Annotated in this window: 21 protein-coding genes; 10 read left to right on the top strand and 11 right to left on the bottom strand. The window is 58.8% G+C overall.

Features of this window, described 5'->3' with window-relative positions:
* Positions 1–18: 18 nt before the first annotated feature.
* From HMPREF2757_RS10210 to HMPREF2757_RS10190, 5 genes are all read right to left on the bottom strand, one after another.
* Positions 19–1,416 (bottom strand): NAD(P)/FAD-dependent oxidoreductase, encoded by a 1,398-nt coding sequence (locus HMPREF2757_RS10210; protein ID WP_070576249.1) that lies wholly within the window; start codon positions 1,414–1,416, stop codon positions 19–21.
* 2 nt (positions 1,417–1,418) lie between these two features.
* Positions 1,419–2,261 carry an ABC transporter permease gene (locus HMPREF2757_RS10205; protein WP_070576246.1) on the bottom strand — a complete coding sequence of 281 codons (843 nt, stop codon included), beginning with the start codon at positions 2,259–2,261 and terminating at the stop codon, positions 1,419–1,421.
* Complete coding sequence (locus tag HMPREF2757_RS10200) at positions 2,258–3,187, bottom strand: ABC transporter permease (RefSeq protein WP_070576243.1); 930 nt, start codon at positions 3,185–3,187, stop codon at positions 2,258–2,260. The genes HMPREF2757_RS10205 and HMPREF2757_RS10200 overlap by 4 nt, the downstream gene beginning before the upstream one ends.
* Positions 3,184–4,257, bottom strand: a complete 1,074-nt coding sequence (locus HMPREF2757_RS10195; RefSeq protein WP_256278313.1) for a polyamine ABC transporter substrate-binding protein — start codon at positions 4,255–4,257, stop codon at positions 3,184–3,186. Before HMPREF2757_RS10195 ends, HMPREF2757_RS10200 begins: the two co-directional genes overlap by 4 nt.
* 103 nt (positions 4,258–4,360) lie before the next feature.
* Entirely contained in the window at positions 4,361–5,533 is a 1,173-nt protein-coding gene (locus HMPREF2757_RS10190) for an ABC transporter ATP-binding protein (RefSeq protein ID WP_070576237.1), read from the bottom strand.
* Positions 5,534–5,810: 277 nt separating this feature from the next.
* Between HMPREF2757_RS10190 and HMPREF2757_RS10185 the strand changes: the two genes are divergently transcribed.
* Together HMPREF2757_RS10185 and HMPREF2757_RS10180 are read left to right on the top strand one after the other, a co-directional pair.
* Positions 5,811–6,284, top strand: a complete 474-nt coding sequence (locus HMPREF2757_RS10185) for an Lrp/AsnC family transcriptional regulator (RefSeq protein ID WP_070576234.1) — start codon at positions 5,811–5,813, stop codon at positions 6,282–6,284.
* A gap of 26 nt (positions 6,285–6,310) precedes the next feature.
* Complete coding sequence (locus HMPREF2757_RS10180) at positions 6,311–7,681, top strand: aspartate aminotransferase family protein (RefSeq protein WP_070576231.1); 1,371 nt, start codon at positions 6,311–6,313, stop codon at positions 7,679–7,681.
* Positions 7,682–8,082: 401 nt separating this feature from the next.
* Here HMPREF2757_RS10180 and HMPREF2757_RS10175 read toward each other — a convergent pair whose 3' ends face one another.
* The 5 genes from HMPREF2757_RS10175 to HMPREF2757_RS10155 form a co-directional block, all read right to left on the bottom strand.
* Complete coding sequence (locus HMPREF2757_RS10175) at positions 8,083–9,486, bottom strand: GntP family permease (protein ID WP_070576228.1); 1,404 nt, start codon at positions 9,484–9,486, stop codon at positions 8,083–8,085.
* A 26-nt stretch (positions 9,487–9,512) separates the two neighbouring features.
* A complete protein-coding gene (locus HMPREF2757_RS10170) occupies positions 9,513–11,459 on the bottom strand; it encodes an IlvD/Edd family dehydratase (RefSeq protein ID WP_218079096.1) in 1,947 nt (648 codons plus the stop codon).
* Positions 11,460–11,640: 181 nt separating this feature from the next.
* Positions 11,641–12,348: a GntR family transcriptional regulator gene (locus HMPREF2757_RS10165; RefSeq protein ID WP_070576225.1), complete on the bottom strand. Its 708-nt coding sequence runs from the start codon at positions 12,346–12,348 to the stop codon at positions 11,641–11,643.
* A gap of 128 nt (positions 12,349–12,476) precedes the next feature.
* On the bottom strand, positions 12,477–13,223 hold the full coding sequence (locus HMPREF2757_RS10160; RefSeq protein ID WP_070576223.1) for an SDR family NAD(P)-dependent oxidoreductase: 747 nt from the start codon (positions 13,221–13,223) through the stop codon (positions 12,477–12,479).
* 11 nt (positions 13,224–13,234) lie between these two features.
* On the bottom strand, positions 13,235–14,083 hold the full coding sequence (locus HMPREF2757_RS10155) for a fumarylacetoacetate hydrolase family protein (protein WP_070576220.1): 849 nt from the start codon (positions 14,081–14,083) through the stop codon (positions 13,235–13,237).
* Between the two features lie 212 nt (positions 14,084–14,295).
* Here HMPREF2757_RS10155 and HMPREF2757_RS10150 point away from each other — a divergent pair, with 212 nt between their 5' ends.
* From HMPREF2757_RS10150 to HMPREF2757_RS10120, 7 genes are all read left to right on the top strand, one after another.
* On the top strand, positions 14,296–16,902 hold the full coding sequence (locus tag HMPREF2757_RS10150; RefSeq protein WP_070576217.1) for a UxaA family hydrolase: 2,607 nt from the start codon (positions 14,296–14,298) through the stop codon (positions 16,900–16,902).
* A 64-nt stretch (positions 16,903–16,966) separates the two neighbouring features.
* Positions 16,967–18,007 carry an Ldh family oxidoreductase gene (locus tag HMPREF2757_RS10145; RefSeq protein WP_070576214.1) on the top strand — a complete coding sequence of 347 codons (1,041 nt, stop codon included), beginning with the start codon at positions 16,967–16,969 and terminating at the stop codon, positions 18,005–18,007.
* 21 nt (positions 18,008–18,028) lie between these two features.
* On the top strand, positions 18,029–19,090 hold the full coding sequence (locus HMPREF2757_RS10140; RefSeq protein WP_070576210.1) for a DctP family TRAP transporter solute-binding subunit: 1,062 nt from the start codon (positions 18,029–18,031) through the stop codon (positions 19,088–19,090).
* Positions 19,087–19,686: a TRAP transporter small permease gene (locus HMPREF2757_RS10135; RefSeq protein WP_070576207.1), complete on the top strand. Its 600-nt coding sequence runs from the start codon at positions 19,087–19,089 to the stop codon at positions 19,684–19,686. The genes HMPREF2757_RS10140 and HMPREF2757_RS10135 overlap by 4 nt, the downstream gene beginning before the upstream one ends.
* Entirely contained in the window at positions 19,686–20,969 is a 1,284-nt protein-coding gene (locus tag HMPREF2757_RS10130; RefSeq protein ID WP_070576204.1) for a TRAP transporter large permease, read from the top strand. The genes HMPREF2757_RS10135 and HMPREF2757_RS10130 overlap by 1 nt, the downstream gene beginning before the upstream one ends.
* A 110-nt stretch (positions 20,970–21,079) precedes the next feature.
* Positions 21,080–22,528: an aldehyde dehydrogenase (NADP(+)) gene (locus HMPREF2757_RS10125; protein ID WP_070576201.1), complete on the top strand. Its 1,449-nt coding sequence runs from the start codon at positions 21,080–21,082 to the stop codon at positions 22,526–22,528.
* Complete coding sequence (locus HMPREF2757_RS10120) at positions 22,521–23,678, top strand: fumarylacetoacetate hydrolase family protein (protein ID WP_070576198.1); 1,158 nt, start codon at positions 22,521–22,523, stop codon at positions 23,676–23,678. The genes HMPREF2757_RS10125 and HMPREF2757_RS10120 overlap by 8 nt, the downstream gene beginning before the upstream one ends.
* 102 nt (positions 23,679–23,780) lie before the next feature.
* Here the strand turns inward: HMPREF2757_RS10120 and HMPREF2757_RS10115 are convergent, their stop codons facing one another.
* Complete coding sequence (locus HMPREF2757_RS10115; RefSeq protein WP_083304240.1) at positions 23,781–25,184, bottom strand: MFS transporter; 1,404 nt, start codon at positions 25,182–25,184, stop codon at positions 23,781–23,783.
* A 644-nt stretch (positions 25,185–25,828) separates the two neighbouring features.
* Between HMPREF2757_RS10115 and HMPREF2757_RS11760 the strand changes: the two genes are divergently transcribed.
* Positions 25,829–26,434, top strand: coding sequence for a hypothetical protein (locus tag HMPREF2757_RS11760; RefSeq protein ID WP_141750251.1), 606 nt, complete (start codon positions 25,829–25,831; stop codon positions 26,432–26,434).
* Positions 26,435–26,553 lie beyond the last annotated feature (119 nt).

Genomic DNA, 26,553 nt, shown 5'->3' with positions numbered 1-26,553 from the left:
GATTTCCGCGGCAGTCGGCTACGAAGCGAAGCCGACACCCATTGCATCGAGAACCCGCAGCAGCGGTCCTCGTTTGCCCTCGTTCTGATCGGATTTGATGAGAGCCTTCGTTGTGAGCTTCGCGCCAACCCACATAAAAGGCTCGGGCGGGAACGGCAATGGCTTCTTCTTGACCATCTCCAGTTCGGTAATCTCCGTCTTCGCTCCCGCCAACAAGTCGAGCATGACCTCAGCGCCGAATCGGGATGCGCCCACACCGAGCCCGGTGAAACCGGCTGTGTAGGCCACCTTGCCGCGAAAGGCGGTGTCGAAGAAGGCGAAGAATCGGGTCGAGGCGTCAATTGCCCCGCCCCAGGCGTGGGTGAACTTCGTGCCCTCAGCTTGAGGGAACGTTTCGAAGAAGTGCCGGGCAAGCGTTTCGAATGTCTCCTGCCTGGTGTAGAGCTTTGGCGACACTGCCCGCCCGTAGTAGTAGACCGCGTCCCAACCGCCGAACAGGATCCGGCCGTCGACTGTGCGGCGGTAGTAGTGGAACTGGTTTGCAGCGTCTGCGAGCCCTTCGCGCCCGGCCCAGCCTATTTCCGACCACTGTTCGTCGCTCAGCGGTTCTGTCATGAGGGCGTAGTCATAGATCGGCGCGGTATGCCATTTGACTCGATTCAGAAGAGCGGGAAAAGCGTTGGTGCCCAGAGCCACTTGGCGAGCGGTCACGGTGCCGTTGTCCGTGGTCAGCTTTACCGTGTTCCCTGCATTTTCCAAATTCCTGACGACAGAGTTCTCGTAGACTTCAACCCCGAGGTCACGGCAAACCCGCAGCAGACCCCAACAGAGCTTGGCCGGGTTGAGGATCGCGCACTCGCGTTCCATAAACAGTCCCGCTTTGTATGTGGGGGATTTGATAGACGCCTGAAGTTCTTCTTGCGACAGAAAGACGGCATCCTCATCCGGGTTGTGAGCTTCCCTGAGACCGGCGACCTGGTAGTCCTCCGTCGCAATGTCGATGAGGCCGGTGCGCTCGAAATCACAGTCGATCCCGTAGCGAGTGATGGCGGCTTCGATTTCGTCAAGGTTGCGGTAGCCAAGGCGAGTGAGCTGGGCGTTTTCATTTGGCAGGTGCTTTTCGCCGTTGTCCGCACCGTGAGTCAGACTCGCTTCGCAGAACCCGCCGTTACGGCCCGATGCTGCCCAGCCGACCGTGCCGCCTTCAAGAAGAACAACGTGTCGGTCGGGGTCGCGTTCTTTGGCAAGCAGGGCAGTCCAAAGTCCCGTGAAGCCCCCGCCGACAACAGCGAGATCACAGCTTCGGTTCGCTGATAGCGGGGCTGTTGCCTCGGGCCGTTCTGGGCTGTCTAGCCAAAATGCTTCGTTGGAGACGTCGGCAAGACTTGATCTGATCTGAGATTCCGAAACGGGCATTTTTACCTCACCATTGTTTTGACGATGTCGGTGGATGATTCACCTGAGCGCCGCAGGACCAGTCCCACGACCCCAAGGGCAATGAATGTCAGGACGAGCATGACGGTCGAAATTGCGGCCACTTCCGGCCGCAGCGCCACGCGCACGGCAGAGAAGATGTAGACCGGCCACGGCGTATAGCCCGGCTGTTGGACAAAGCTGGACAGAATTGTGTTGTCTAAGCTCAGAGTGAAGGACATAAGAGCACCAGCCAGAATCCCCGGGGCTGCAATCGGCAGCGTCACTCTGCGGAAAGTCGACCATGGCGTAGCCCCTAGGTCGGCCGCCGCCTCTTCCAGCGAGCGGTCTACTCCTGCCATACGCGTGCGGACAATGAACGTGACCACCGCTACGGAGAACATGGCATGCGAAACGGTCAGGCGCACGAGGCCGTTATTGAACACCCCTAAATGCGCGTCGACTCCCAGTGTTACAAACCACGGCAGAAAGGCGATGCCGTCAACGATCTCCGGCGTAACGAGAGTGACCGCCAACAGCGCAGTCAGCCCTGCAGCCCACCAGGTACCACCTCGTGCACGTGCCAGCGCGATTCCGCCCAGCGTGCCCAGCAGTGTCGCCAAAGCTGCTGACCCCACCGCCGCTTGAAGACTGGTCACCACAGAGGACACGATGACATCGTTGTTGATCCCCGACACATAGGCATCCAGGCCGAAGCCCTGCCAAGACGCCAACATGCGACCAGTGTTGAACGAATAGGCGACTATGACTGCGATGGGAGCGAACAGGTAGACGAATACGAGGACTCCCCAAATAAACAGCCCTGCGTTGCGAGCTGAACTTCTCATCGTGTTCCGCCTTTCAAAGCAGTGATTTCCTCAGCTTTGAGGTGCACCGAGTTGATTCGCTCCATCATCCGCCGTCCAAGGAACATCAATACCGCTCCGAGACCGAGGACCAGCAGTGTGGCAAGCATCAGAGTCACGGCCATTGCGGAACCGAGAGCCCAGTTCTGGGCCGTGTTGAACTGGTTCGCAATCAGCTGGCCAACCATCGAACCGTTCGCTCCGCCAAGCACGGTCGCCGTCACGTAGTCGCCGTTGAGCGGAATGAAGACAAGCAGGCAGCCAGACACCACACCCGGCATAGCCAGCGGCAAAGTCACTCGGAAGAAAGTTGACCAGGGCCCTGCGCCGAGGTCGTAGCTTGCCTCTCTCAGCTGTCTCCCGGCCGCATCCATTGCTACGAACAGCGGAAGAATCATCAACGGCAGGTAGTTGTAGACAACGCCGATCTGCACTGCTGCCCGCGTGTAGAGAATATCGAGGCCGCCTTCGCTGAGCCCGAGCGCTTGGAGCGCTTTTGACACAAAGCCTTCGCTCGACAGCATGATCTGCCATCCAAGGGTTCTGACCAAAAAGTTCGTCCAGAACGGAACCATGACCAAGGCCAAGAGCAGTCCTCGACGCTCCGGTCTGACCTTCACAGCCAGCCAGTACGAAAAGGGAACCGCAATCAGCAAGCAGATCAGAGTGCCGAGTATCGAAATCCGCAGCGTTGACAGGAAAGTCGACAGAGCCGAAGAAGACAGAGCCTCGCCGTAACGATCAAAGCTCAGCCTGTCCATTGCTACCGTCGTGAACGCATCTGGCTTATAGCCGAAGCTGTACCACAGCACGAGGGCCACCGGGATGACGAAGAAGAAAACAGCGTAGGCCCACGTGGGAAACGAGAGGGCCCCGGGGCCGAGGATTCGGGATGCTATGCGCTTCATGCTGAGCTCCTAGTCCTTGCGTCTGCATAGATATCGACCCTGGGCTGAATGCCCTTTCCTTCTTCTGAGGGAACCAGCCGATCCAGGATTGTTTGTTCTGGGAAGATCAGTTCGGGAAAGTCGAAGTCGCCCGCCGCCTCTTTCAGGCCCTTCGTCCCAACGTGATAGCCGATGTAGTCGACGTTTCGCAGCGCTGCTTCGGGAGTCAGCATGTAGTTGATGAACTCATACGCAGCATCTGGGTGGGGCGCCCCGGTTGCAATACACCAGTTGTCCATCCACAGGTTTGCAACCGGAGTGGGGAACACGAACTTCCAGCGGTCAGGGTCGTCGGCTTCTAAAAGCCCTTGGCGTGCATCTCCGTTGAATGCGTGCAGAAGACTCAGCCCGCCCTGGGCCATACCCTGGGCAACTGTGCTTGAATACGCGCGAATGTGAGGGGCGATGTCGTCGACGACAATCGACCGGGCCTGCTTCAGGACATCGGAGTCTTCTGTATTGACGTCCTCACCCATAGCTGCCAGCGCGATTGCGGTGAGTTCCCACGGGTCTTCGAGGACGGCAGTCCGGCCAGCGGCCTCTTTGCCCGCAGCGTCGATGAAGTCCTGCCAAGTAGTCAGGTCCCGTTTGATGACCGTTCGGTCGTATATGTAGCCAGTGGTTCCCCATGCCTTGCATATTGAATACCTGTTTCCAGGATCAAACTGCTGGTCGATGAAGTTCGGATCCATATTCGCAAAGTTGGGGATCCGGTCGAGGTCGAGCGGCTGAATGAGATTGTGCTCGATCATCAGCGGTATCCGCGAACCGGTTGGGACCACGATGTCGTAGCCGGAGGTGCCTCGACTGCCGGCAAGTTTAGCGACAAGTTCGTCGTTTGAGCCGTAGGAGTCGACCTGCACTCGAATGCTGACATTCTGTGAGAATGCCCTGATGTTCTCAGGGTCGTCGTAGTCGCCCCAGGAGTACAGGTTCAACTTGTCTTCGAGTCTGCCGTCAGGACGAGGGGAATCGGCCATCCTCCCGGTCTGCCCGCAGCCGGCCAGCCCAGCCAGGCCGACTAAGCCCATTCCACTCAGAAAAGCTCTTCGGCTCGGGTTGGCTGCGGCAGTCAGCTGCCTTTTGATTCGGCCAGCCTGCGACCGAGGTGCGAGAAACCGAACCGCGCGCTTGTCATCGTTCATGGCTGAACACCTGAACCTGGCCCGTTCCCCATGAAACACATACCTCTGCACCGGCAGCTGTCGCCTGGGCCGAAAGTGCGGACTCGCGGACCAGGATTTCGTGCCCGTCGAAAAGCCGGACTATGTACTGAACAACATCTCCGAGGAAGGACACTCCGACGACTTTGCCCTCGACCGCGTCCAGGAGGTCGTTGGCCGCAGCTCTGTTCTGCTGCCCGGCTGCGGTTGAATCATCCAGAGGAGTCAGCTTCATGTTCTCGGGGCGAATAGCGACTTCGACCGCGTCTCCCCTGCTGGCTCCCTCTGGGAGCTGAGCAGCTCGTGCAGTGATCTTCGAACGTGAGCTGCGCAGAACGGCAGTGTCACCTTCGATGGCTTCGATTTTCGCATCTACAAAATTCTGCTTGCCGATGAACCCTGCGACGAACCGGTTTGCCGGCTGAAGATAGATTTCTTCGGCATTGCCGATCTGCTGAATCTTCCCTCCGCTCAACACGACGATTCGGTCGCTCATCGCCAGCGCCTCTTCTTGATCGTGGGTGACGAAGACGAATGTTGTGCCGAGATCGGCGTGCAGGCGCTTGAGCTCAATCTGCATCTCTTCTCGAAGCTTTCTGTCCAGCGCCGACATCGGTTCATCGAGCAGAAGCACCTTGGGTCGATTGACTAAAGCGCGTGCGAGAGCCACACGCTGCTGCTGACCGCCGGACAGCTGACCTGGCCTGCGTTCAACGAAGCTCTCCATCTGGACCAACTGCAGGGACTGCACTACCCGTTCGCGAATCTCCTTTTTCGGAACCTTCTTTCGCTGGAGACCGAAGGCTACGTTGTCCGCCACGCTCATGTGAGGAAACAGTGCGTAGGACTGAAAGACCGTGTTGACTGGACGACGGTAGGCAGGCACCCCAACCAGGTTCTGACCGGAAAGGCACACCTGTCCCTCAGTAGGGTCCTCGAACCCGGCGATGATTCTCAGGAGAGTTGTCTTCCCGCAACCAGATGGTCCCAACAGCGAAAGGAACTCGCCGGATGCGACCGTCAGATCGAGGTCGTCCAGCGCAGTGTGGTCACCGAACCGCTTTGTAACTCCTCGGATTTCAAGTTGGCCGGCTTCTGCACATTCGGCATGGCGCGAAGCAGCTGCTTCAGTACTGGTTGTCATGCTTCCCCTCTTCTCTGGTGTCGCAGAAGGTTTCGCCCGTCACACCGGCAACTCTGCTGGTGAATAGGCCGTGGCTTTGCACTCTCGTCTCTGAGCGTCCAGAACAGACGTCATAGGACGCGGCGTGAGCTGCAACACAGCAACATCGAACACGGTACCGCGCAGAAAGCGCATGTGTCTACTGATTCAGTTGAAAACCAGAATCTTGCTATCGCTTTCGACAGTTTGATACTGTCATTAGTGCGCAATCGATTGCCGCTTTGCAGGAGATAAATGCATGGAACACCTCAAGGGAGCTGATCAGGAGTTAGAACTCGACAGCAAATCGAAGGCGATTATCGAAGCACTGCAGCAGGACGGCCGTCGCAGCTATGCAGAGATAGGCCGCGAAGTCGGGCTTTCAGAAGCCGCTGTTCGACAGCGCGCTGCGAAGCTCATCGTTGCGGGAGTCATGCAGATTGTCGCCGTCACCTCGCCCATGCAGCTGGGCTTCAAACGCCAGGCAATGATCGGCGTGAGGGTTCATGGGGACATAACCGAAACCGCCGAAGCGCTGAGCAAACTCCCCCAGGTTGACTACACGGTCGTGACCGCCGGAACGTACGACATCCTCATTGAAGTCGTCTGCGCGGACGACGATGAGCTTCTTAAAACCCTGCAGCAGCTGCGCGCCTTCGAATCGATCCAGTCAACAGAAACCATGATGTACCTCAAACTCTGGGACCAGAAGTACAACTGGGGCACCAGATAAGACGAGGCAAGAAAGCAAGGATTCCAATGTCAAACACTGACCTTCAAGCAGGCCTGCGCGATCACCTGTGGATGCACATGGCAAGCCACGAACACCTGTTCAGCGGCGGTCGCACACCGATCATCACCCACGGCGAAGGCCACCACGTGTGGGATGACAAGGGACACAAGCTCATTGACGGCCTGGCCGGACTGTTCACGGTGCAGGTGGGCTATGGGCGCGAAGAACTCGCCCAGGCTGCCTACGACCAGACCAAGAAGCTGGGTTTCTTCCCCCTGTGGTCCTATGCGCACGAACCAGCCATCGAACTGGCCACCCGCCTGGCCGCCTACGCACCGGGCGATCTCAACAGGGTGTTCTTCACCTCGGGCGGTGGTGACTCTGTCGAGTCCGCACTTAAGCTCGCCAAGAACTACTTCCGCCTGACCGGCAAGCCGGGCAAGCACAAGATCATTTCCCGGGCGACCGCCTACCACGGCACCCCACACGGTGCCCTGAGCGTGACCTCGCTGCCGGACCTGCGCAATCAGTTTGCACCGCTCGTGCCCGGTGCGCACAAGGTGCCGAACACCAACTTCTACCGCGCTGACGACCGCTTCGCCGGTGACGAAAAGGCATTCGGCCGCTGGGCTGCCGACCGTATTGAAGAAGCCATTGAGTTCGAAGGTGCGGATTCCGTTGCGGCGGTGTTCCTCGAACCCGTGCAGAACTCCGGCGGCTGCTTCCCGCCACCTCCGGGATACTTCGAGCGCGTGCGCGAAATCTGCGATGAACACGATGTTCTGCTGGTCTCGGATGAAACGATCTGCGCCTTTGGCCGCATCGGCTCGATGTTCGCATGCAACGACTTCGACTATGTGCCGGACATCATCACCACTGCCAAGGGCATCACCTCCGGCTATGCCCCGCTGGGCGCGATGGTCGCCTCCGACCGCCTGTTCGAACCCTTCGGCAAGGGCGGGGAAACTTTCTACCACGGCTACACCTTCGGCGGACACCCCGTTTCCTGCGCCGTGGCACTGGCCAACCTCGACGTCATGGAAAAGGACGGTCTGAACGACCGCGTGGCATCGAACTCACTGGCCTTCCGCAACACCCTTGAGAAGCTCACGGACCTCCCGATTGTCGGCGACGTCCGAGGTGAGGGTTACTTCTTCGGCATTGAACTGGTCAAGGACAAGGCCACCAAGGAAACGTTCACGGAAGAAGAGTGCGAGCGCGTCCTCAACGGCTTCGTGTCGCCGGCACTGTACGAACGCGGCCTGTACTGCCGAGCTGACGACCGCGGCGAACCCGTCATTCAGCTGGCTCCCCCGCTGACCTGCGGGCCCGAGGACTTCGAGGAAATGGAGCAGATCATCCGCTCCGTCCTCGTCGACGCAGCCGAAAAACTGTAAGAAGAACGGGGACGAGGTGCCGGTTGCGGCACCTCGGCAACCGGCGCCTTGGCGGGGGTCGGCAACTTGGCAATCGGCACCTCGGCGGCCAACCGACCCCTCGGCCGACTCCCCAGCCAGTCCAGACTCACGCTTTAATGCAGCCTCACGCGCAAATGCGCCGGATTAAAGCGTGGATCTGCATTTCCGCGCGAGAACACGCCAGTAAACGGACGAGGTGCCGCCCCGGTTTTCTATTCTGGCTTCGGCTTTTCGGCAACCGGCACCTCGGCGGTACACCCCAAGAGCACAACGACAGAGCCCACCTTCCGCAAACAGCAGCAGATGGGCTCTGTGTCATGTGACCAACTCAGACCAGATCGGCGGCTTCGCACCGCCCCTCACTGTCTGAGAAACAGCTGTCACACCATCGAGGCAACCGAGAACATCGCGAGTGCAAGAAGGAAGCCCACAAAGCCGACAACGGTTGTCAAGACTGTCCACGTTCGCAGCGTTTGGGCGGTCGACAGGCCAAAGAAACGGCTGACCAGCCAGAAGCCGGAGTCGTTGACGTGGCTGACTACTGATGATCCGCCAGCGGCTGCGGCGACGAGCGCGACAAGCTGCAGCGAATTGTAGTCACCGGAAAGGATTGCCGGCTGCATGAGGGCAGCAGCTGCCGTAAGAGAGACCGTTGCCGATCCCTGCGCGACACGAACAACTGCAGCCACAAGGAACGTTGCCACGACGATCGGCAGATGCATCGCGTCCATTGCCGCGGCAATCGCGTCACCGATTCCAGATGAGCGCAGCACACCTCCGAACATTCCACCCGCTCCGGTGACGAGGATGACGGAACAGACAGGCCCGAGGGCAGAATCAGTGACCAACTCCGTAAGTTTGCCGCTCTTGCCGCGCCCAACGCCCAGGATGAAAACTGCGATCATAACGGTGATTAGAAGCGCCACCGGCGTCTCGCCAATCATCCGCAGCGTCTGCACAGTCTGGTCTTCTCTATCGACAAGTCCAGCCGTCGACAAAGTGTTGAGCACCGTGTTGAAGGCAATTAGAGCCAGCGGGAGCACAAGCAAGAACACAACCACCATTGGGCTGGGGTTGGATTCAAACTTCTTAGTCATTTCGTTTTCGCGCTTCGAGCCCAGAATCTCAGGCACGGGCACCGACATCGACTTGGTCAAGGGCTGGGAGAAAAGTGCGGCGACAGCCCAGGTGACAATGACGAACACCAGACCCCAGATCACCATGAGGCCCTGGTCCGCACCGAACAGGTCGACTGCGGTCACGGGACCAGGATGGGGCGGAACGAAGATGTGCATGGACAGGAACGCAAGCACTGAAGGGAAGGCGATTGACAGGAAAGGCATGCTCAGGCGCCGCGCAACGGCGTAGATGATCGGCAGCATGAGCACCAGACCGGCATCGAAGAAGATGGGGAAGCCCATCAGCAGGCTGGCCACCGATACAGCCAGCGGCGCACGCTTCTCACCGAAAACCTGGATGAGGTTGTCCGTCAGCCGCTGTGCTCCACCACTCGCTTCTAGCAGTCGCCCTAGCATCGCGCCGAGGCCCACCAGCAGTGCAACGCTAGCCAAAGTGCCGCCGAAGCCAGACAGCATGACCGGCACAATATTTGCAGGCGTGATGCCTGTAGCAAGGGCGGTCAGGAGGCTCACCAGAACGAGTGCGACGAACGCGTGAATCCTAAAGGCGATGATTAGCAGAAGAAGAACGGCAACTGCTGCAGCCGCAACGCCAAGCAGCCCTCCCGTGGAGAGCTCCCACTGAAAGACGATTTCGTTATCCATTGATTGCCCTTTGGGTGGTCTAAAAGTCAGTGGTTCAGGCGCGGAATCGGGCCGGACTGCGCGATCTTCTGGTAAGCAACGGCAGGTTCCAGAACCATGCCGTCACCCAGCTGGCTCACCATGGATCGGCTGATCTCCTGCCACGGAGTTTGGCTGGCGGGGTACGCGTAGCCACCCGACGCTTCAAGCTCTGCTCTGCGGGATTCAAGTTCGGCTGCGTCGACCAGCAGGTCAACACGGCTGGTATTGAGATCAATTCGCAGACGGTCGCCCGTGCGCAGCAAAGCAAGAACAGCTCCCGGCGAAGCAGCCTCGGGAGAACAGTTGAGGATGGACGGTGAAGCTGAAGTACCCGACTGACGACCATCGCCGATGCAGGGCAGGCTCGTGACTCCCTCATTGATGAGGCGCGCAGGAGGATGCATGTTGACCACCTCGGCAGCTCCCGGGTAGCCGATTGCGCCTGTACCGCGCATGACGAGAATCGAGTGCTCATCCACGCCGAGCTCTGGGTCGTCAATCCGGGCGTGGTAGTCCTCAGGACCGTCGAACACAACGGCAGTGCCCTCAAAGGCGTTCGGGTCATCAGGGTTGGTGAGGTAGCGACTGCGGAACTCTTCACTGATGACAGAGGTCTTCATCACCCCGTTGTCGAACAGGTTGCCTGTCATCACCTGGAATCCAGCAGCCTCGACCAAAGGTTCGTCGATATCGCGTATGACATCCCGATCCATGACGACCGATTCACGACAGTTGTCGCCAATAGTGCGGCCATTGGCGGTAAGGGCGTCCTCGTAAATGAGCCCCTTCTTCATAAGCTCATTGATCACAGCTGGGACGCCACCGGCACGGAAGAACTCTTCTCCCAAGAATCGCCCTGCGGGCTGCATGTCCACCAGCAGAGGAACTTCATGGCCGTATGTCTGCCAGTCCTTGATGTCCAGCTCGACACCCAGGTGGCGCGCAATCGCAACCAGATGCCACGGCGCATTAGAAGAACCGCCGATGGCTGAGCACACGCGGATAGCGTTGATGAACGCTTCTCGCGTCATGATGTCCGAGGGTTTGCGGTCGGCGTAGGCCATCTCAACAATCCGACGGCCTGATTCGTAGGCAATTGCGGGGCGCTCTTGATACGGAGCGGGGATAGCAGAACAACCGGGCAGGCTCATACCGAGCGCTTCGCCTACGGCATTCATCGTCGAGGCCGTGCCCATGGTGTTGCAGTGCCCGATTGACGGCGAAGACTGCTTGACCATCTGCCAGTATTCGTTCTTATCGATCTTGCCGGCAGCAAAAAGGTCGCGCGCTTCCCACGAAATTGTGCCCGTACCCACCCGGCGGCCCTTGTACCAGCCGTTGAGCATGGGCCCACCGGACAGAACAATTGCCGGAATGTTTACGGTCGCGGCTGCCATGAGAAGGGCCGGCGTCGTCTTATCACACCCGGTTGTCAGCACCACAGCATCCAGCGGGTAGCCGTGGAGTGTTTCAACAAGCCCCAGGTATTGAAGGTTGCGGTCGAGTGCGGCAGTTGGGCGCTTACCCGTTTCTTGGATCGGGTGAACGGGGAATTCGAAACAGATTCCGCCAGCTTCGCGAATCCCTTCACGCACGCGCTTAGCCAGTTCAATGTGGTGACGGTTGCACGGGACAAGATCGCTGCCGGTCTGTGCAATTCCGATGATCGGCTTACCGGACTGCAGCTCTTCCTGGCTCAGCCCGTAGTTGAGGTATCGCTCGAGGATGAGGATTGTGGAATCAGGTTCGTTGGGGTTGTCGAACCACTCCTGAGACCGCCAGCGCAGTGGAACAGCTCCACCCTCATCGTGCGGAGTCTCACCAGCTGCGTCCCCACCATTCGCCGTACCGGCGTAGCCCTTCGGGTTGTATCCACTGGTATGAGTACCTGGATAGTCATGGACCCCAACCGAGAGGACACCTTCGTGCTTCGGCAACGTCTCCTTCGACATTGCTACCGCCTTCCATGAGAGCGGCTGGGCATTCACCCACCGCATCGTATACAGAACTCGATAATCCTATACGGAGGATGGGCCGAATGTAAGCTAGGTAACAGGACAAGATTTTGTCGGCTACTCTGCCTCACTCTTGGGCAAGATGCGGGCCTGACATTGCCGCCCGCTGACGCCTACCTCAGCGCGACGGGCGGATGCGCCCGGTAGGAACTGCCGCAACGGCGGCAGCATCGACCGACAGGTCTGACATCTGCGGAGCAAATCGCTTCAGCGAGTTCGTCAAATGCATCCGCATAAGCTCTTCAGCTCTATTGGGATCACACTGTGCGATGGCCTCACCAATCGCCCGGTGCTCATCGAGAGTGACACCGAAGTGCTCCCCGAGCGTGTCCGACCCTTCGATGTCGTCGCCGTACAGTCGGAACAGATGCAGCTGCGCGTGGAGACTTTCGAAAGCAGTGAAAAGGAATGAATTGCCAGTGGCCCGCTGAAGTGTTTTATGAAACAGCTCGTCATGCATTGCCAAATGAGTTCGGGATACATTTCCGCTGGCACGAAAATCGTCCACCAAGCTGACCAAGTCTTCGCCCGGGTTAGTCATTCGGTCCGAGGACAGCACCCTGGCCGACCAGGGCTCAAGAAGCATTCGCACTTCAAACATGTGCCGGAATTCCGTAGCGTCAAGAAGCGCGGTGGTGGAATAGCCGCGGCCGCGCACACGCTCAACCAGACCATCACCCTCAAGGTGATGAAGAGCCTCGCGCACAGGGGTCTGGGAGACACCGAGCTCACGCACCAGCGCATCGATGTTGACCTTGCTTCCAGGGCGAATATCGTTGCGAACGATTTTCTCCCTGATCAGGTCATATACCGATTCTGTTTCCACGCGAGTCCTCCACCTGGCGCTCTGACCAATCAAACTAGCTTTACCCGAAATAAAGCTTAAATTCCACCATTGAAAAGGGCTCGCGCCTGCCGGTGCCGGCAGGCGCGAGCCTACTGAGACCGCTTAGCTCAGCCGACAATCCGCAGGCTCGACAGGCCCGCATCGACCGTCAGGGACGTACCGGTTGTCGACCCGGCCCGAGGCGAGGCCAGATACGCAACCGCATCAGCCACCTCGTCTGCTGTCACCAGTCGGCCATGAGGCTGGCGCGACTTGAGCGCTTCAAGTTCCGCAGCCGGATCGTCAGCCTTGTCCAACAGTCGCTGAATCCACGGGGTATCTGCCGTCCCGGGGTGCACCGCGTTGAATCGGATGCCCTCCTTCAGGTAGTCGGCAGCCATCGCGGTGGTCAAAGAAGTCACAGCACCCTTCACTGTGCTGTAGAGGGCGCGCTTCACAAGCCCGGTGTGCGCGGCAACAGAGGCCGTGGTCACGACCGCCGCAGCATCTGACTCACGCAGAGTCGGCAGGGCCGCGCGAGTCACGCGCACCGTTCCCAGAACGTTGATTTCATAAACCCTGCGCCACTCGTCCAAGTCCCCGTCTTCGACGGTGCCCTGAGCGCCGATCGAGGCGTTGTTCACGAGAACGTCCAGGCCGCCAAGAGCCTCGACGGCCTGAGCTACGGAGCGCTCGACCTGTTCATCGTTGCTGATATCAGCCTGGAAGAACTCGACGCCTTCATCCGGTGACGGGTTGAGGTCGAGCACCGCAACCCGAGCACCTTCGCTTTTCAGGCGGCCGGCAATTGCAAGGCCGATACCGGACGAACCACCGGTCACCAGCGCTTTGAGTCCAGAAAAAGCTTCACTCATCACATAACTCCTCAGCTGTGCGCTACGCAGACTTGGCGCTGACGACCCAGACCGTCGATCTCCATTTCAACAACGTCCCCGTCCTTGAGGTAGGGGAAGCGTCCGGACAGTGCAACGCCCTCCGGGGTTCCCGTCAGAATGAGATCTCCCGGCTCGAGCGTCATGTACTGGCTGAGCTCCCAAACAATGTGGTCCACCGAGAAGATGAGGTCGGAGGTGTTTGAATCCTGACGGATTTCGCCGTTGACCCAGCTGCGCAGACCCAGATTCTTTTCATCAACTTCATCGGCTGTCACGAGCCACGGCCCCACCGGCGAGAAACCGGGCGCAGACTTGCCCTTGCCCCACTGACCACCGGAGAGCTCAAGCTGCCATTCCCGCTCAGAGAGGTCGTTGGCGAGCACGAAGCCGGCGATGTGATCACGCGACTGTTCCGGCGCCTCGAGATAGGAAGCGCGCTTGCCGATGACAACACCGAGCTCAACTTCCCAGTCGGTCTTGGTTGAGCCCTTCGGAATCGTCACCTGGTCATTCGGCCCGACCACGGTGTTGGGCAGTTTATTGAAGATAACCATGTTCTTCGGCGGCTCTGCACCAGATTCAGCCGCGTGCGCAGCGTAGTTCATACCAACGCAGATGACAGCCGACGGACGAGCAATGGGAGACCCAACCCGCTCGCCCGAAAAGCCCTCGAGCTCCTGAAGCTCGCCAGCAGCAAACGCGGCTCGGACCTTGTCGACACCGTTTGCAAGAAAATCTCCGTCAACGGCAGCCGTGTACGGCCGGATATCCAAAACCTTGTCGCCATCGAATACCACTGGGACCTCTTCGCCTACAGGTCCTACGTGCCCAAACTTCATGGCCCTTCTTTCTCTTGATGCCTTGATAAACGCTCTGCTGTCCCACGCGGCGCCTGGAGACAGCGCCGGCATCCAGTGGCCGCATGCATCAGCACGCCATCGACACTACAACCAACAGAGCAAAAATGCTATAGGAATTGCATAAATCCGATATCAGCGGTTCAATGGTTGCCAGATGACCAATGCGGACCCCATAAGCAATGGAGCAATTTATGGACCTCTCGCTGATCCTTCCTGACGACAAAGACAACGCCGCCGTCGCGGTCAGAGACATCCAGGCAGGCGAAACTCTTGAAGTAGCAGGAGATTCGATAACCGTGACCGCACCCGTGCTGACGGGACACCGGATCGCAGTCAAACCAATCCAGCAAGGCGAGCTCATCACTTCGTGGGGCATTCCATTCGGGGAGGCCACAGCTGCCATCGCCCCAGGCGATTACCTCTGCAATGAACGAATGCAGAGCGTGCTGCAGCATCGTGAGCCAGAGCTGTTCCCGAAGCCGCCGACAATCAACTTTGCAGATAGGGATACTGTCAGCGACCCTGAATCCGCTGGCGAACAGGCAATCAGGCACAACAGCACCGACCTTGCACAAGCGCTGACCTTTCCAGGCTTCAACCGCGGTGAAGCCCGAGGCTGGGGCACGCGCAACTACATCGCTGTTATCGGAGCCTCATCTCTGAGCACACAACTGGTCATCGACGCGGTTCACGAACTCAGGGCCCAGCACCCGGAGTCACCCGAAACCGGCTTTGACGGAATCGTCGCCGTAACTCACACAGAAGGGGGCACAGGCCGCCGCGAAAACAACCACCAGCTGGTCATTCGCACCCTGGCCGGATTCGCAGTCAACCCCAATGTCGGCGCCGCCATCGTCGTCAACCACCCCGAGTCCTCCATCGAGAACGCCGAGGTCCTCGAAGCACTGAACAACCTGCCGATCCCCTCCACCAGCTACACGGTTCGCTACTTCACGGCCACGGGGGACCTGTCTGAAGACATCGACGGCGTTGTGGCCACCGCAAACTCAGTGGTCTCCCGCGTAAAGCGAAGCGAAAGGGAAACCGCACCCATTTCAGCTCTGCGCCTCGCAATGCAGTGCGGAGGCTCAGACGCCTTTTCCGGGGTATCCGCGAACCCAGTGCTCGGGGAGGCATCCCACCTCATCGTGCGCTCGGGCGGAAGCGTCAACATCGCGGAAACTGATGAGCTCATCGGGTCGGAATCCCACACCCTGGACACTGTGTCATCAGCAGATGCCGCCCAAAAGTTCTCGGCGGTGCAGAAGAGATTCAAAGAATGGGCAGGCAGGCACGGGCACTCCGCGGAAGGCAACCCATCGGGCGGAAACCTCTATCGCGGCCTGTACAACATCACCTTGAAGTCGATTGGCGCCGCACGCAAGAAATCATCGAAAACGGCGCTCGACCACGTCATCGATTACGGCCAGCTGATGACCACACCCGGCTTCTATTTCATGGACTCCCCCGGCAACGACCTCGAGTCAATCGCTGGGCAAGTAGCCTCCGGCGCGAATGTCATTGCCTTCACCACAGGCAACGGCTCAATCACAAACTTCCCATTCGTACCGACCATCAAGATCGTCACCACGACTCAACGGTACGAAATGCTGGAGACCGAAATGGACTTCAACGCAGGGACCATTCTTGAGGGAGCGGACCTAGAAGCCGTCGGCGCAGAGCTCTTCGACCAGATCGTGGCGGCGGCGTCGGGCACTGCGACCAGCGGCGAGGCCACCGGCCAAACCCAGGTTCAGATCTGGCGCGCATGGGGCCTGGAAGAGGGCGAATCTTCGGCCGAATCGGCGTTTGAACCCACAGGCGCCCCAGCCGTCTCCATTTCGCCCGAGGATGCATTCACCAACGGCAGCCCTCCTGAGCTGAACCTCATTCTGCCAACCAGCCTGTGCTCGGGCCAGGTGGCTGAAAAGCTGGCACTCACGTACAACGAGGGCAACTCCCTTCACCGTGTTATCGCGCTCCCCCACACAGAGGGCTGCGGCGTGACAAGTGGTGAATCAGAAACGGTCTTCGCCCGAATCCTCCTGGGCTACGCGCAGCATCCGTCTATCCGCTCCACTGTATTTCTGGAGCACGGCTGCGAAAAGACACACAATGACTTCTTCCGCCAAGCGATGAACAACAGCGGATTGGATATCAACTCTGTGGGCTGGGCAAGCATTCAGCTGGGTGGAGGCATTCAGGGGGTGCAGTCCTCTATTGAGACACTCTTTGAAGGGGCTCAGTCGCCAGATTCCACCCCGCACGCGCTGACCATCGGCATCGTCAACCTCGCAGCCGCGGACGAGGGCGCCGCCCAGCTTTCAGCGCAGACAGTCTCGGAACTTGTTTCACGCGGCATCAGCGTGATCATTCCGGAGAACGACTGCACTGTGACCACAGAAGCAGGACGACAGAAACTGAAGGAGCTGCACGGCAACATTGATCTGCAGCCAACCCTGAAGTTCGGCGAACGCCCAACAAATCCCGGACTGCACATTATGCAGACTGAATCGACTGATTCACTGGAGATCTTCACCGGTCTCGGCGCGTCCGGATGCTCGGCCATCGTCAACTTTGCCGGGAAATACCCCCACCAGCCGCACCGCTTCATCCCCACGCTCCAAGTCGGGCAAACCGAAGGGACATGCGACCTCGGGTACGGCCCCAACCTCACCGCCGCATCAGTTGCCGACACCGCACAGCTGACCGTGCAGGGGCTTTACACACCGGTCATCGGAGCCCGACCCAATGTCGGCTTCCAGATCCCACGCGGGCAACTGGGTATTTCCATGTAAGAGGTATTGAACCCTCTCAAAAGTTCCTATAGGTTTAGCTAACTCCGTATAGGTAGGTGTAACAATGAAGTTTTCGACCAGCGAACTCATCCAGTTCGCAAAAGCCGCACTGCAGGCGCACAACGTCCCCGCTGAGGACGCGCAGATTACTGCTGTTTCGCTTGTCCAAGCGGATCAGCGAGGCATCACGAGCCATGGTTTGCTGCGCCTTCCGCTGTACGTGAAGGCCATCGTTGCCGGTGGGATCAATCCTGTTCCCAACGTAAAGATCGCAACCCCTGATGCGGCAACAACAACTATCGACGGCGATAACGGGCTTGGCCAGGTTGTGATGCGCGAAACCGTGAACTGGGCGGCGCAGTCCGCGCAGAACCACGGCGTATCCGTGGCTGCGGTCGAAAACTCCAGCCACTACGGGGCAGGAGCCTTCTGGACCGACCGACTGGCCGCTGCCGGGCTCGTCTCTTTCCTCACCTCCTCCACTGGGCCAGTCGTCGCCCCTTACGGAGGACGCGACAAGATTCTCGGCACCAACCCCTTGACTATTGCCATGCCATCAGCCGGCGCTCACCCACTGACGGTTGATATGGCAACGTCGGCAGGTGCGTACGGAAAGGTCATGGCCGCCAAACAGGCTGGAACACAGATTCCAGAAGGGTGGGCTGTCGACCGGGAAGGCAACCCCACGGTTGACCCAGCCGAAGCAGCCCAGGGCGCGCTGCTGCCATTCGGTGGACACAAGGGGTCAGGGCTGTCTGTCCTGCTAGAGGGGCTTGCCGCCGGACTGTCATCAGCCGCCTACGCCTTCCAGAAAGAAGACATCTGGGACAACCCAGCGTCGGCAATGAACAACGGCCACTTCCTCATCGCGATCAACCCTGGCCAGCTCAACGGCCGGGAAGCTGCAGAACAGAAAGTCGGGCAGCTGCAGACAGCCGTACAGGAATCCGGCCCCAACGCCGTAAGCCCCGGCCAATTCGAATACGACAACGAAGAAAGCAATGAGAACACACTGCAGCTGGCTGACTCCCAAGTCGCGCCTCTGCAAAAACTGGCAACCGAAATCGGCGTGGAGTTTCCACAGGAAACTTCCGATATCGCTTAAACCCCTGAGGAGGTACGCACGATGAAGTGCAGACTGCTTAAACCTCTTGCAGCCGGTCTTGCGGCGCTTGCGCTGACCGGCTGCTCACTGTTCGAACCTGTGGACATTTCAGACCTAGCTGACGAAGCACCTGAAGAAGGCGCAAAAGTCATCCGGCTGGCAAACGTGTACGAAAGCGCGCACCCGGCAAACTCGTGCGGCACTGCCACAATGAAAACGGAACTGTCCAAACACGGCATCGATCTGAAGGTCTATCCAGCTTCGCAGCTGGGTACCGAAGCAGAGCTTGTCGAGCAGGTCGCAACCGGCGCTTTGGACATTGGGATTTCTTCCGGGGCATTCTTCGGCGTTTGGTACCCAAAGGCCGAAGTGGTTGATGGCCCGTTCCTGTTCGAAGACGCCAACGAATACGACAGCGCCACTCGTGGGCAGGTTCTTTCAGACCTCTATGACGACATGGCTGAAGAAACCGATCTTCGAGTGTTCAGCTCCTGGTACTACGGAGCGCGCAACGTCACCGCCAACAAGCCAGTGCGCACCCCTGACGATTTCAAGGGTCTGAAGATCCGCACACCGGATGCGCGGCTGTACCTCCAGATGATCAACACCTTCGGCGGCACCGCTACACCAATGGCCCTGACCGAGGTCTACCTGGCACTCCAGCAGAACACCATCGATGCACAGGAAAACCCGCTTCCCACCATCGACTCCAATAAGTTCCAGGAGGTGCAGAGCACCGTCAGCATGACCAAGCACATCGTGCAGGGTATTCAGCTGGTCGCAAACGAAAGCTTCTTCGAAGGTCTAGAGCCTGAGGAAGCAGATGCTGTTCGCCAAGCGGCAGACAAAGCACGCCTCGCCAACTTCAAGTGCGTCACTGAATCCGAAGAAAACCTCCTCAGCACCTGGAAAAAGGACAAGACCATGGACGTCGTTGAGGACGTCGACGTTGAGGAGTTCCGCGGACGAATCAAGAAAGACCTGCTGCCCAAAGTCGCTTGGGCCGAAGAGTATGAAGCCATTCAGAAAGAACTGGCCTCTGGAAACGCACCCAAGCCAGCAGGAGCGGAGGAAACGCCATGACGGAACTAAAGCCACCCAGCACGTCAAACGAACCGTTGGCTGTTGGTGACGATCTTTCGCTCGAAGAGGACTACATCGAAAAGCGCAGCAAGTCCTACCGGTGGCTGATCAAAACCTACCGCGCAACATCGTGGGTGCTCATCACAGGGGTTTTTGTCACTGTCATGCTGCAGGTCATCACCCGCTACGTCTTGAAGTCGCCGCTGTCGTGGACAGAAGAATCAGCACGATTGCTGCTGGTGTGGTTGACCTTTACTGCAGCTGGCTACGTTTCAAGTCGACGCGCACACATTTCCGTCGACATCATCACCACCGTCCTGCCGAAGAAGCTGAGCGAAGCGATCGGCGTATTTGCAGACATCATGAGCATCGCTTCATCGATCATCATGCTCATCGCAGGAATCCTGTTGGTGAAAATCGTCATGCCGGTGACTCTGCCGGCCACTGGCCTGCCCACTTACCTTCTTTACAGCGCAGCGGTGGTCGGATTCGCCATCATGCTCGTTCACACCGCCATTGGCCTCTATCTAACCCTGTTCTATAAAGACGAAAGCCTGGACAGCGACAGCCCGGCAGGAAAACTGGAGGGAATCTGATGACACTCCTGATTATGTTCTTAGCCCTGCTGATTCTCCTGGCCCTGCGGGTTCCAGTGGCAGTGGCTCTGTTTGTGCCGTCTCTCTTCTACATTCTGTTCGTTGACCCGACAGCGAACCTCGCACTGGCAGCCCAGCAAAGCGTTTCGGGTGTATTCGATTTCGCCATTCTCGCTGTTCCCATGTTCGTTCTGCTGGGGAACCTGGCAAACGTATCCGGTGCAACTGACAAGCTGTACGACGCGGCGGTGTCCCTTCTTGGCCACGTTCGCGGTTCGCTGGGCTACGTCAACATCCTGACCAGCTTCGGGTTTTCGTGGATTTCCGGCGCGGCCATCTCTGACGCTGCGGCCATGGGCCGCATCCAAGTGCCGAGCATGATCCGCCGTGGCTACCCTGTTGGGTTCTCTCTCGGCCTCACGGGTGCGTCTTCCCTGATCGCACCCATGATGCCCCCGTCCATCCCCGCCATCATCTATGCGGTGACCGCCGGCGTTTCCGTCGGAGCACTGTTCATCGCCGGCATCGTGCCCGCAATTGTTCTAGTGCTCGCGCTCTCCGCGATGGTCTGGTGGTTGACGCGCAAACGCGAAGACCTGCGCCTGGAGAAAGCTTCGTGGTCTGAACGAGGTCGCTTGGTCCTGAAGGCACTCCCGGCAGCCGGTGCGGCAGTTGTGATCCTCGGTGGAATCCTTTCCGGTGTCTTCACGCCTACCGAAGCTTCCGCTGTCGGCGTCCTCTACATCGCGATCCTTGCCATCTGCTACGGCAACCTCGGATGGCGAAAGCTGCGGTATGCACTGACAACATCAGTCGAAACCACCGGCGGAATCCTGATTATCGTGGCCGCAGCCTCCCTATTCGGATGGGTTCTGGCACGCGAACAGGCACCTCAGCTTGCAGCGCAGCTGCTGCTGCAGATCACAGACCGTCCCATCGTGTTCCTCATCCTGATCAACATCCTTCTGCTCATTGTGGGCGCGGTGCTTGAACCGACGTCGGCGATCCTTATCCTTACGCCCGTTCTCGTCCCGGTGGCCGAAGCCTTTGGCCTTTCGCCCATCCACTTCGGAACGATGATGATCTTCAACCTGATGATCGGTTTGCTGACACCGCCGGTCGGGCTGGTGCTGTTCGTGCTGTCATCGGTGACGAAGCATCCGGTGACGACCGTCATCCGCGGATCGCTGCCGTTCTTCTTCCCGATGCTCGCGACCCTTATCCTGATCGCGGTAATACCCGCCCTCAGCCTGTGGCTGCCGGGGGTCTTGGGCCTTGCGTGATTTTCGCCAGCCCGCCAGCTGGAAGCGGGCGGGCTGGCAGCCACAGTTGAGGGACAGAGTCCCTGCTGATCCCGTTCTTCAATCTCACACACCAAAGAAAGGGTTAACTCATGAAAAGCCTCAACTCGGTTGATGCTGCCGTAGTCAAGGCAAACAGTGCATTCCACGCAGCTAAGCAGGCGGACCGGCAGACACGAGCCGCCTGGCTGAAAGCTGTCGGTGCTGCCCTAGCAGAACACCGCGACGAACTCGTGCCTCTTGCCATGAGCGAGTCCCACCTTCCTGAAGCCCGCCTGAAGGGCGAACTGACACGTACGATTTTCCAGTTGAACCTTCTCGCGACAGAAGCTGAGCGCGGCGAGTTCTTGGATGCAACAATTGACCACGCCGATCCCGAATGGGGCATGGGCCCTCGCCCTGACCTTCGTCGGATCAACGTTCCGATGGGTGTTATCGGCGTCTTCGGAGCTAGTAACTTCCCGTTTGCGTTCTCAGTGATCGGCGGCGACTCTGCTGCCGCACTGGCTGGCGGCAACGCAGTCGTACACAAGATCCACAGCGCTCATCGTGAGCTCGGCTGGAAGACTGCCGAAATCGTTAAGAGTGCGCTGAGCGCGGCCGGCGCTCCCGACGGGCTGTTTGAAACGATCGAGGGCCGTGAAGAAGGCACGGAACTGGTCAAACACCCACTGGTGAAGGCCGTTGGGTTCACCGGTTCTGTCGGCGGTGGACGTGCGCTCTATGACGTCGCCGCATCGCGCCCGAACCCCATCCCGTTCTACGGCGAGCTTGGTTCGCTCAACCCCGTTGTAATCACCGAACGCGCCTGGGATGAACGCGGCAGCGACATTCTGGCCGGCTTCGCCGGATCCGTGACGATGGGCGTCGGTCAGTTCTGCACGAAGCCAGGCCTGGTATTCGCCCCTCTGGCAGCTGAGGAAACTGTTAATGCGGAGCTCCCTGACCTCCTTGCACAGCAGGCTCTTGGCCCGGGCATGCTCACCGAGGGCATTCGGGATTCCTTCCTTTCTGCCTTTGAATCCGTTAAGAGCGTCGACAATGTGGAAACAGTTGTCGGCGCCGGCACCCAGAACCCGCCAAGCCCCGGTCTGCTGCAGATCAAGGCCGCCGATGTTGAAGCGGCTCGTCAGGTTCTGGAAACTGAAATGTTCGGCCCGGCAGCAGTCATCATCTACTACGCTTCACAGGCTGAGCTTCTTCAGGTGCTGGAGCTTCTCGAAGGTCAGCTCACTGGAACGCTGCAGACGGTCGACGGCGAAAACCCTGCAGAGGTCATCAGCATTCTGACTGAGAAGTGCGGACGTCTCCTGCGCAATGGCTGGCCCACGGGCGTCACCGTTTCTTACGCGCAGAATCATGGCGGCCCCTACCCGTCTTCTACGATCCAGTCCACGTCGGTCGGCACAGCTGCTGTCGGCAGGTTCCTGCGTCCCGTCGCATTCCAGGACTTTGAGCAGGCCGACTTGCCTGTTGAACTCCAGGACGGCAACCCGGCCAAAGTCTATCGTCGCGTAGACGGTGAGTGGACCATTGACTAAGAGCATTGTTGACCTGCTGCCTCAGGAGCAGGGCACTTTTGTCGGCCGAATCTACGATCCGGCACGCGAGAAACCCGTCCCGGTCGCGTACGCCAACAGCGGTTTCTTCGATCTCTCGAGCTACGCCTCGACCGTGTCGAGCCTGCTCGAACTGGACGACCTTGCCGAGATCATCGGTTCTGTCGTGCAGCAGGGCGAACCCACCTGGACCGCGTCGGACGTGGTTAGCGCCTACGGGATGTCTGAGGTCCGTCCGTCGCAGACGACCCTTCTTGCTCCGATTGACCTGCAGGTTGTGAAGGCGTGCGGGGTCACCTTTGCCGGTTCCATGATCGAGCGGGTGATCGAAGAGCGCGCTGGCGGCGATGTTGCACGCGCGGAAACCATCCGAGCGGAGGTAGCAGCTTCGATTGGCGCTGACATCGGCAATGTGAAGCCGGGCAGCGAGGAATCTGCGCGGGTCAAAGCCGCCTTGAAAGAAAAGGGCTGGTGGTCGCAGTACCTCGAGGTGGGGCTTGGGCCGGACCCTGAGGTCTTCACCAAGGCTCCCGTGCTGTCTTCGGTCGGCACCGGTGACCATATTGGGATTCCCAGGTTTTCCGAATGGAACAACCCGGAGCCGGAGCTGGCATTGCTCGTCACCGCCAGCGGTACAATTCGCGGCGCAACGCTTGCCAACGATGTGAACCTCCGTGACGTTGAAGGTCGCTCAGCGCTTTTGCTGGGCATGGCGAAGGACAACAACAGGTCGTGTGCCGTGGGTCCTCTCATTCGCGTCTTCGACGACAGTTTCACCATCGACGATGCGCGTTCCTTGCAGATTCACCTAAAAGTGACAGGCACGGACGGCTATGTTCTCGACGGTTTGAACTCGGTCGATCAGCTCAGCCGAACCTTTGAGGAATTGGTCTCAGCAGCACTTGGGGACCACCACCAGTACCCTGACGGTTTCCTCTTGATGACCGGCACGCTGTTTGCTCCGACCGAGGACAGGGACGAACCCGGAAACGGATTCACCCACAAGATCGGCGATCAAGTAGAGATCTCGAGCAGCGCCATTGGAAAGCTCGTCAACGAGGTAGGACAGTCTGAAGATCTGCCGCCGTGGCGGTACGGTCTTCGCGAGTTCTTTTCTGATCTATCGCGTTAAAGCGGTCGATTAAGCGAGACGAACAGCTTTCGCAGACTAGAGCCCACCTCCCGAAAACAGCGGGAGGTGGGCTCTGGCTTGTATTCGGTCGTGCTCGGGCCCCTACGCTTTCACCTCGTCTTTGGGTTTGGCCGTCGCAACAAAGACCGCAGCCAGCAGCTGTGTTGCTGCCATGTAGAGGGCCACGGGCACCCAGCTGCCGGTGGCGGCAAACAGGCTAGTTGAAATCAGCGGTGCTGGAGCCGATGAAATCAGTCCGCACAGCTGGTAGCTGATCGATGCGCCGGTGTAGCGGACGCGGGGTTCGAACAGCTCGGCGATGAAGCCCGACGATGTCGCGTACACGAACGAGTGCCCAATGGGGAACGCCAGCACCATCGCGGCGTAGGCGGCCCAGGTTTGACCGCTCATCATGAGCGCGAAGATCGGCACCGAAACGGCCGCGGTGACGAGAGAACCGACGATCATCATCTTCTTCTTACCGTGCTGATCAGCAAAAATGGCCACAAGCGGGATGGCGATGATGTCAAGCAGCGAACCGAATGCAATGGCCAGCAGCACGGTGCCGCGGCTCAAATCGGTTTCCGCCGGCGCAAGAGCCAGCAGGTACACGGTGACCAGGTAGAACAGGGTGTTCGAACCGACCAGCGTGAAAATGCCGACGAGCAGTGAGTGTTTGTGGTCGCGGAACATCTCCAGGGCGGGGACGACGGCGTGCGATTCGTCTTCGTGCATTTTCTGCATGTCCGGGGAGTCTTCGAGCTTCAGACGAATGACGAAGCCGACCAGCACCAGCAGTGCGGACACGAGGAACGGGATGCGCCAACCCCAGGTGAGGAACTGCTCGTCGGGCATCATCTGCACCAGAAAGAACGCACCGGAGCTCAGCAGCGAACCGGCGGGCACACCGGCCTGCGGCCACGAACCGTAGAACGCCCGCTTGTGCCTAGGCGCGTGTTCGACGGCCATCAGAACGGCACCGCCCCATTCACCGCCAACACCGAAGCCCTGAATCAGCCGGAGGACCACCAGCAGGATGGGTGCGGCAATGCCGATCGTGGTGTAGCCGGGCAGCAGGCCGATCGCGACCGTCGCTCCACCCATCATCAGCAGCGACAGCACGAGCATCTGTTTGCGCCCGATCCTGTCGCCGAAGTGCCCGAACACCAGACCACCCACGGGCCGGGCGATAAACGCCACTGCGAAAGTCGCCAGCGCGCTCAGCTGGCTGGCTACCGGGCTGAGGCTGGGGAAGAACTGGTCGTTGAGCACCAGCACGGCCGCGGTGCCGAAAAGGAAGTAGTCGTACCACTCGATCGCGGTGCCGACAAAGCTGGCAAAGGCAACTTTGGCCGGGCTTTCCGGGGTTTTCGCACCTGCCGAGGTGCCGGCGTGGTTGGCTGCCGAGGTGCCGGTGCGGTCAACTGCCGAGGCGCCGGCCGGGCCGCCGGACTGGGAGCCTTCTGCGGGCGGCACTCCGCCGGAGGAATTGAGCTTGTCGCTCATCTTTGAGCCTCTTTCTGTAAGTCCATGCATCTACCAGGCTGGACTGACTATTCGCTTTGCGCATAGTGATGTGGCCGCAGTCACGCTACATGATGTGCGCTGACATGCATTGGCCAGCCTAACCCCGGAGCTGTTAGCTCGGCCGGTTAAGGGCGCAGTCGTACTATTAAAGTTTGCGACCAGACGGAGAAACTGCAACCGGAAACAAGATGCGCAAGCTTCGAAGAAATTCTTCAGTTAGTCACAAGCACCTGGCATTAAGCCGCCTGCGGTGACACGAACAACCGGTCGCCCGCGTCTTGACCACACACGCCCAGCTAATCAATCGAACGCTCCCCCCCCCCAATCAGCCGGGATAGGGAAGTAAACCGTCACATGCGATCACGACCGTTTCAACCCGGAAACCAAAGCAGTCGTGACCGACAGAATCCGAGTCGGACCTTAATGCCACCGGATCAGAAACATTTCAGCGGATACCCAATTAGAGGTCTTGACATAACCCTGGAAGCTAATAGAATCCTATTTTTAGAGGGCTCGAATAACGAAATTAACGGCCACTTGAACAACACGAAGGAAGAACCATGATTAGACGCCCCAGGAGTCTCCGCCAATCACACACAGAGAGAAGCAGCCCCACTTATATTTTGATCGCAACCAAGCTTTCCGATCAGTCGATCTCCAAGCCGTATTCAGCCGCCACTCCGAGAGCTACATATGCCCCTCAGTCTGAACGTGGATCAAACGCTAAACCTCCCCCTGAATCTTCCCCCGCGAAAAAGGATCCACGGACTAAAAAAATCCTACTAGCCTTCGCGCTCACCTTCGCACCCGCCCTTCTAACAATTACGGCAATGCTCTGGTGCATCGTAACGATCAGTAGTCACGAACCTGTTGAAGAAATACTGAAATCCATAGCGATCTTCACTGCCGCTGGCGCCCTCCTGGGTGGGATTGGGCTTATATTTAGCTCTTCATCGCCTACCTTCAAAGGAAAGACTAGAAGCTGTATTGATACAGCCGCCAGAACGCTTCAGCTGCTCGGATTTGCTTGCGCCTACCCATCTCTAATGTTCGTGACAGCTAGCCAAGCAAAAAATGAGGCAGGAAACTTTTTTACTTCCGCCTTAATAAGCGCAGTCGTGATAATGATAATCTGCTCGATACTGCTTATGGTGTTTTCTATTGTTCACATAGTGCTCACCGAAAAATCTAAATCGAACGACGGTCACTCCACATCTACAGAGATCTAGACCTGCCACCAGCATTGCAACTCATGTCGGAGACCGCGCCTGGGCTTGGGGCAGGGAAGCCCCCGACCGGACCCAACGAAGCCCTTGACGGCGCGCCGTCGAGTACAATGAGCCCACTC

Origin of the sequence: Brevibacterium sp. HMSC063G07, assembly GCF_001810665.1 — a bacterium.
Lineage (GTDB): Bacteria > Actinomycetota > Actinomycetes > Actinomycetales > Brevibacteriaceae > Brevibacterium.
The sequence above is the reverse complement of the archived record's forward strand: the minus strand, read 5'-3'. Positions and strand labels throughout refer to the sequence as shown.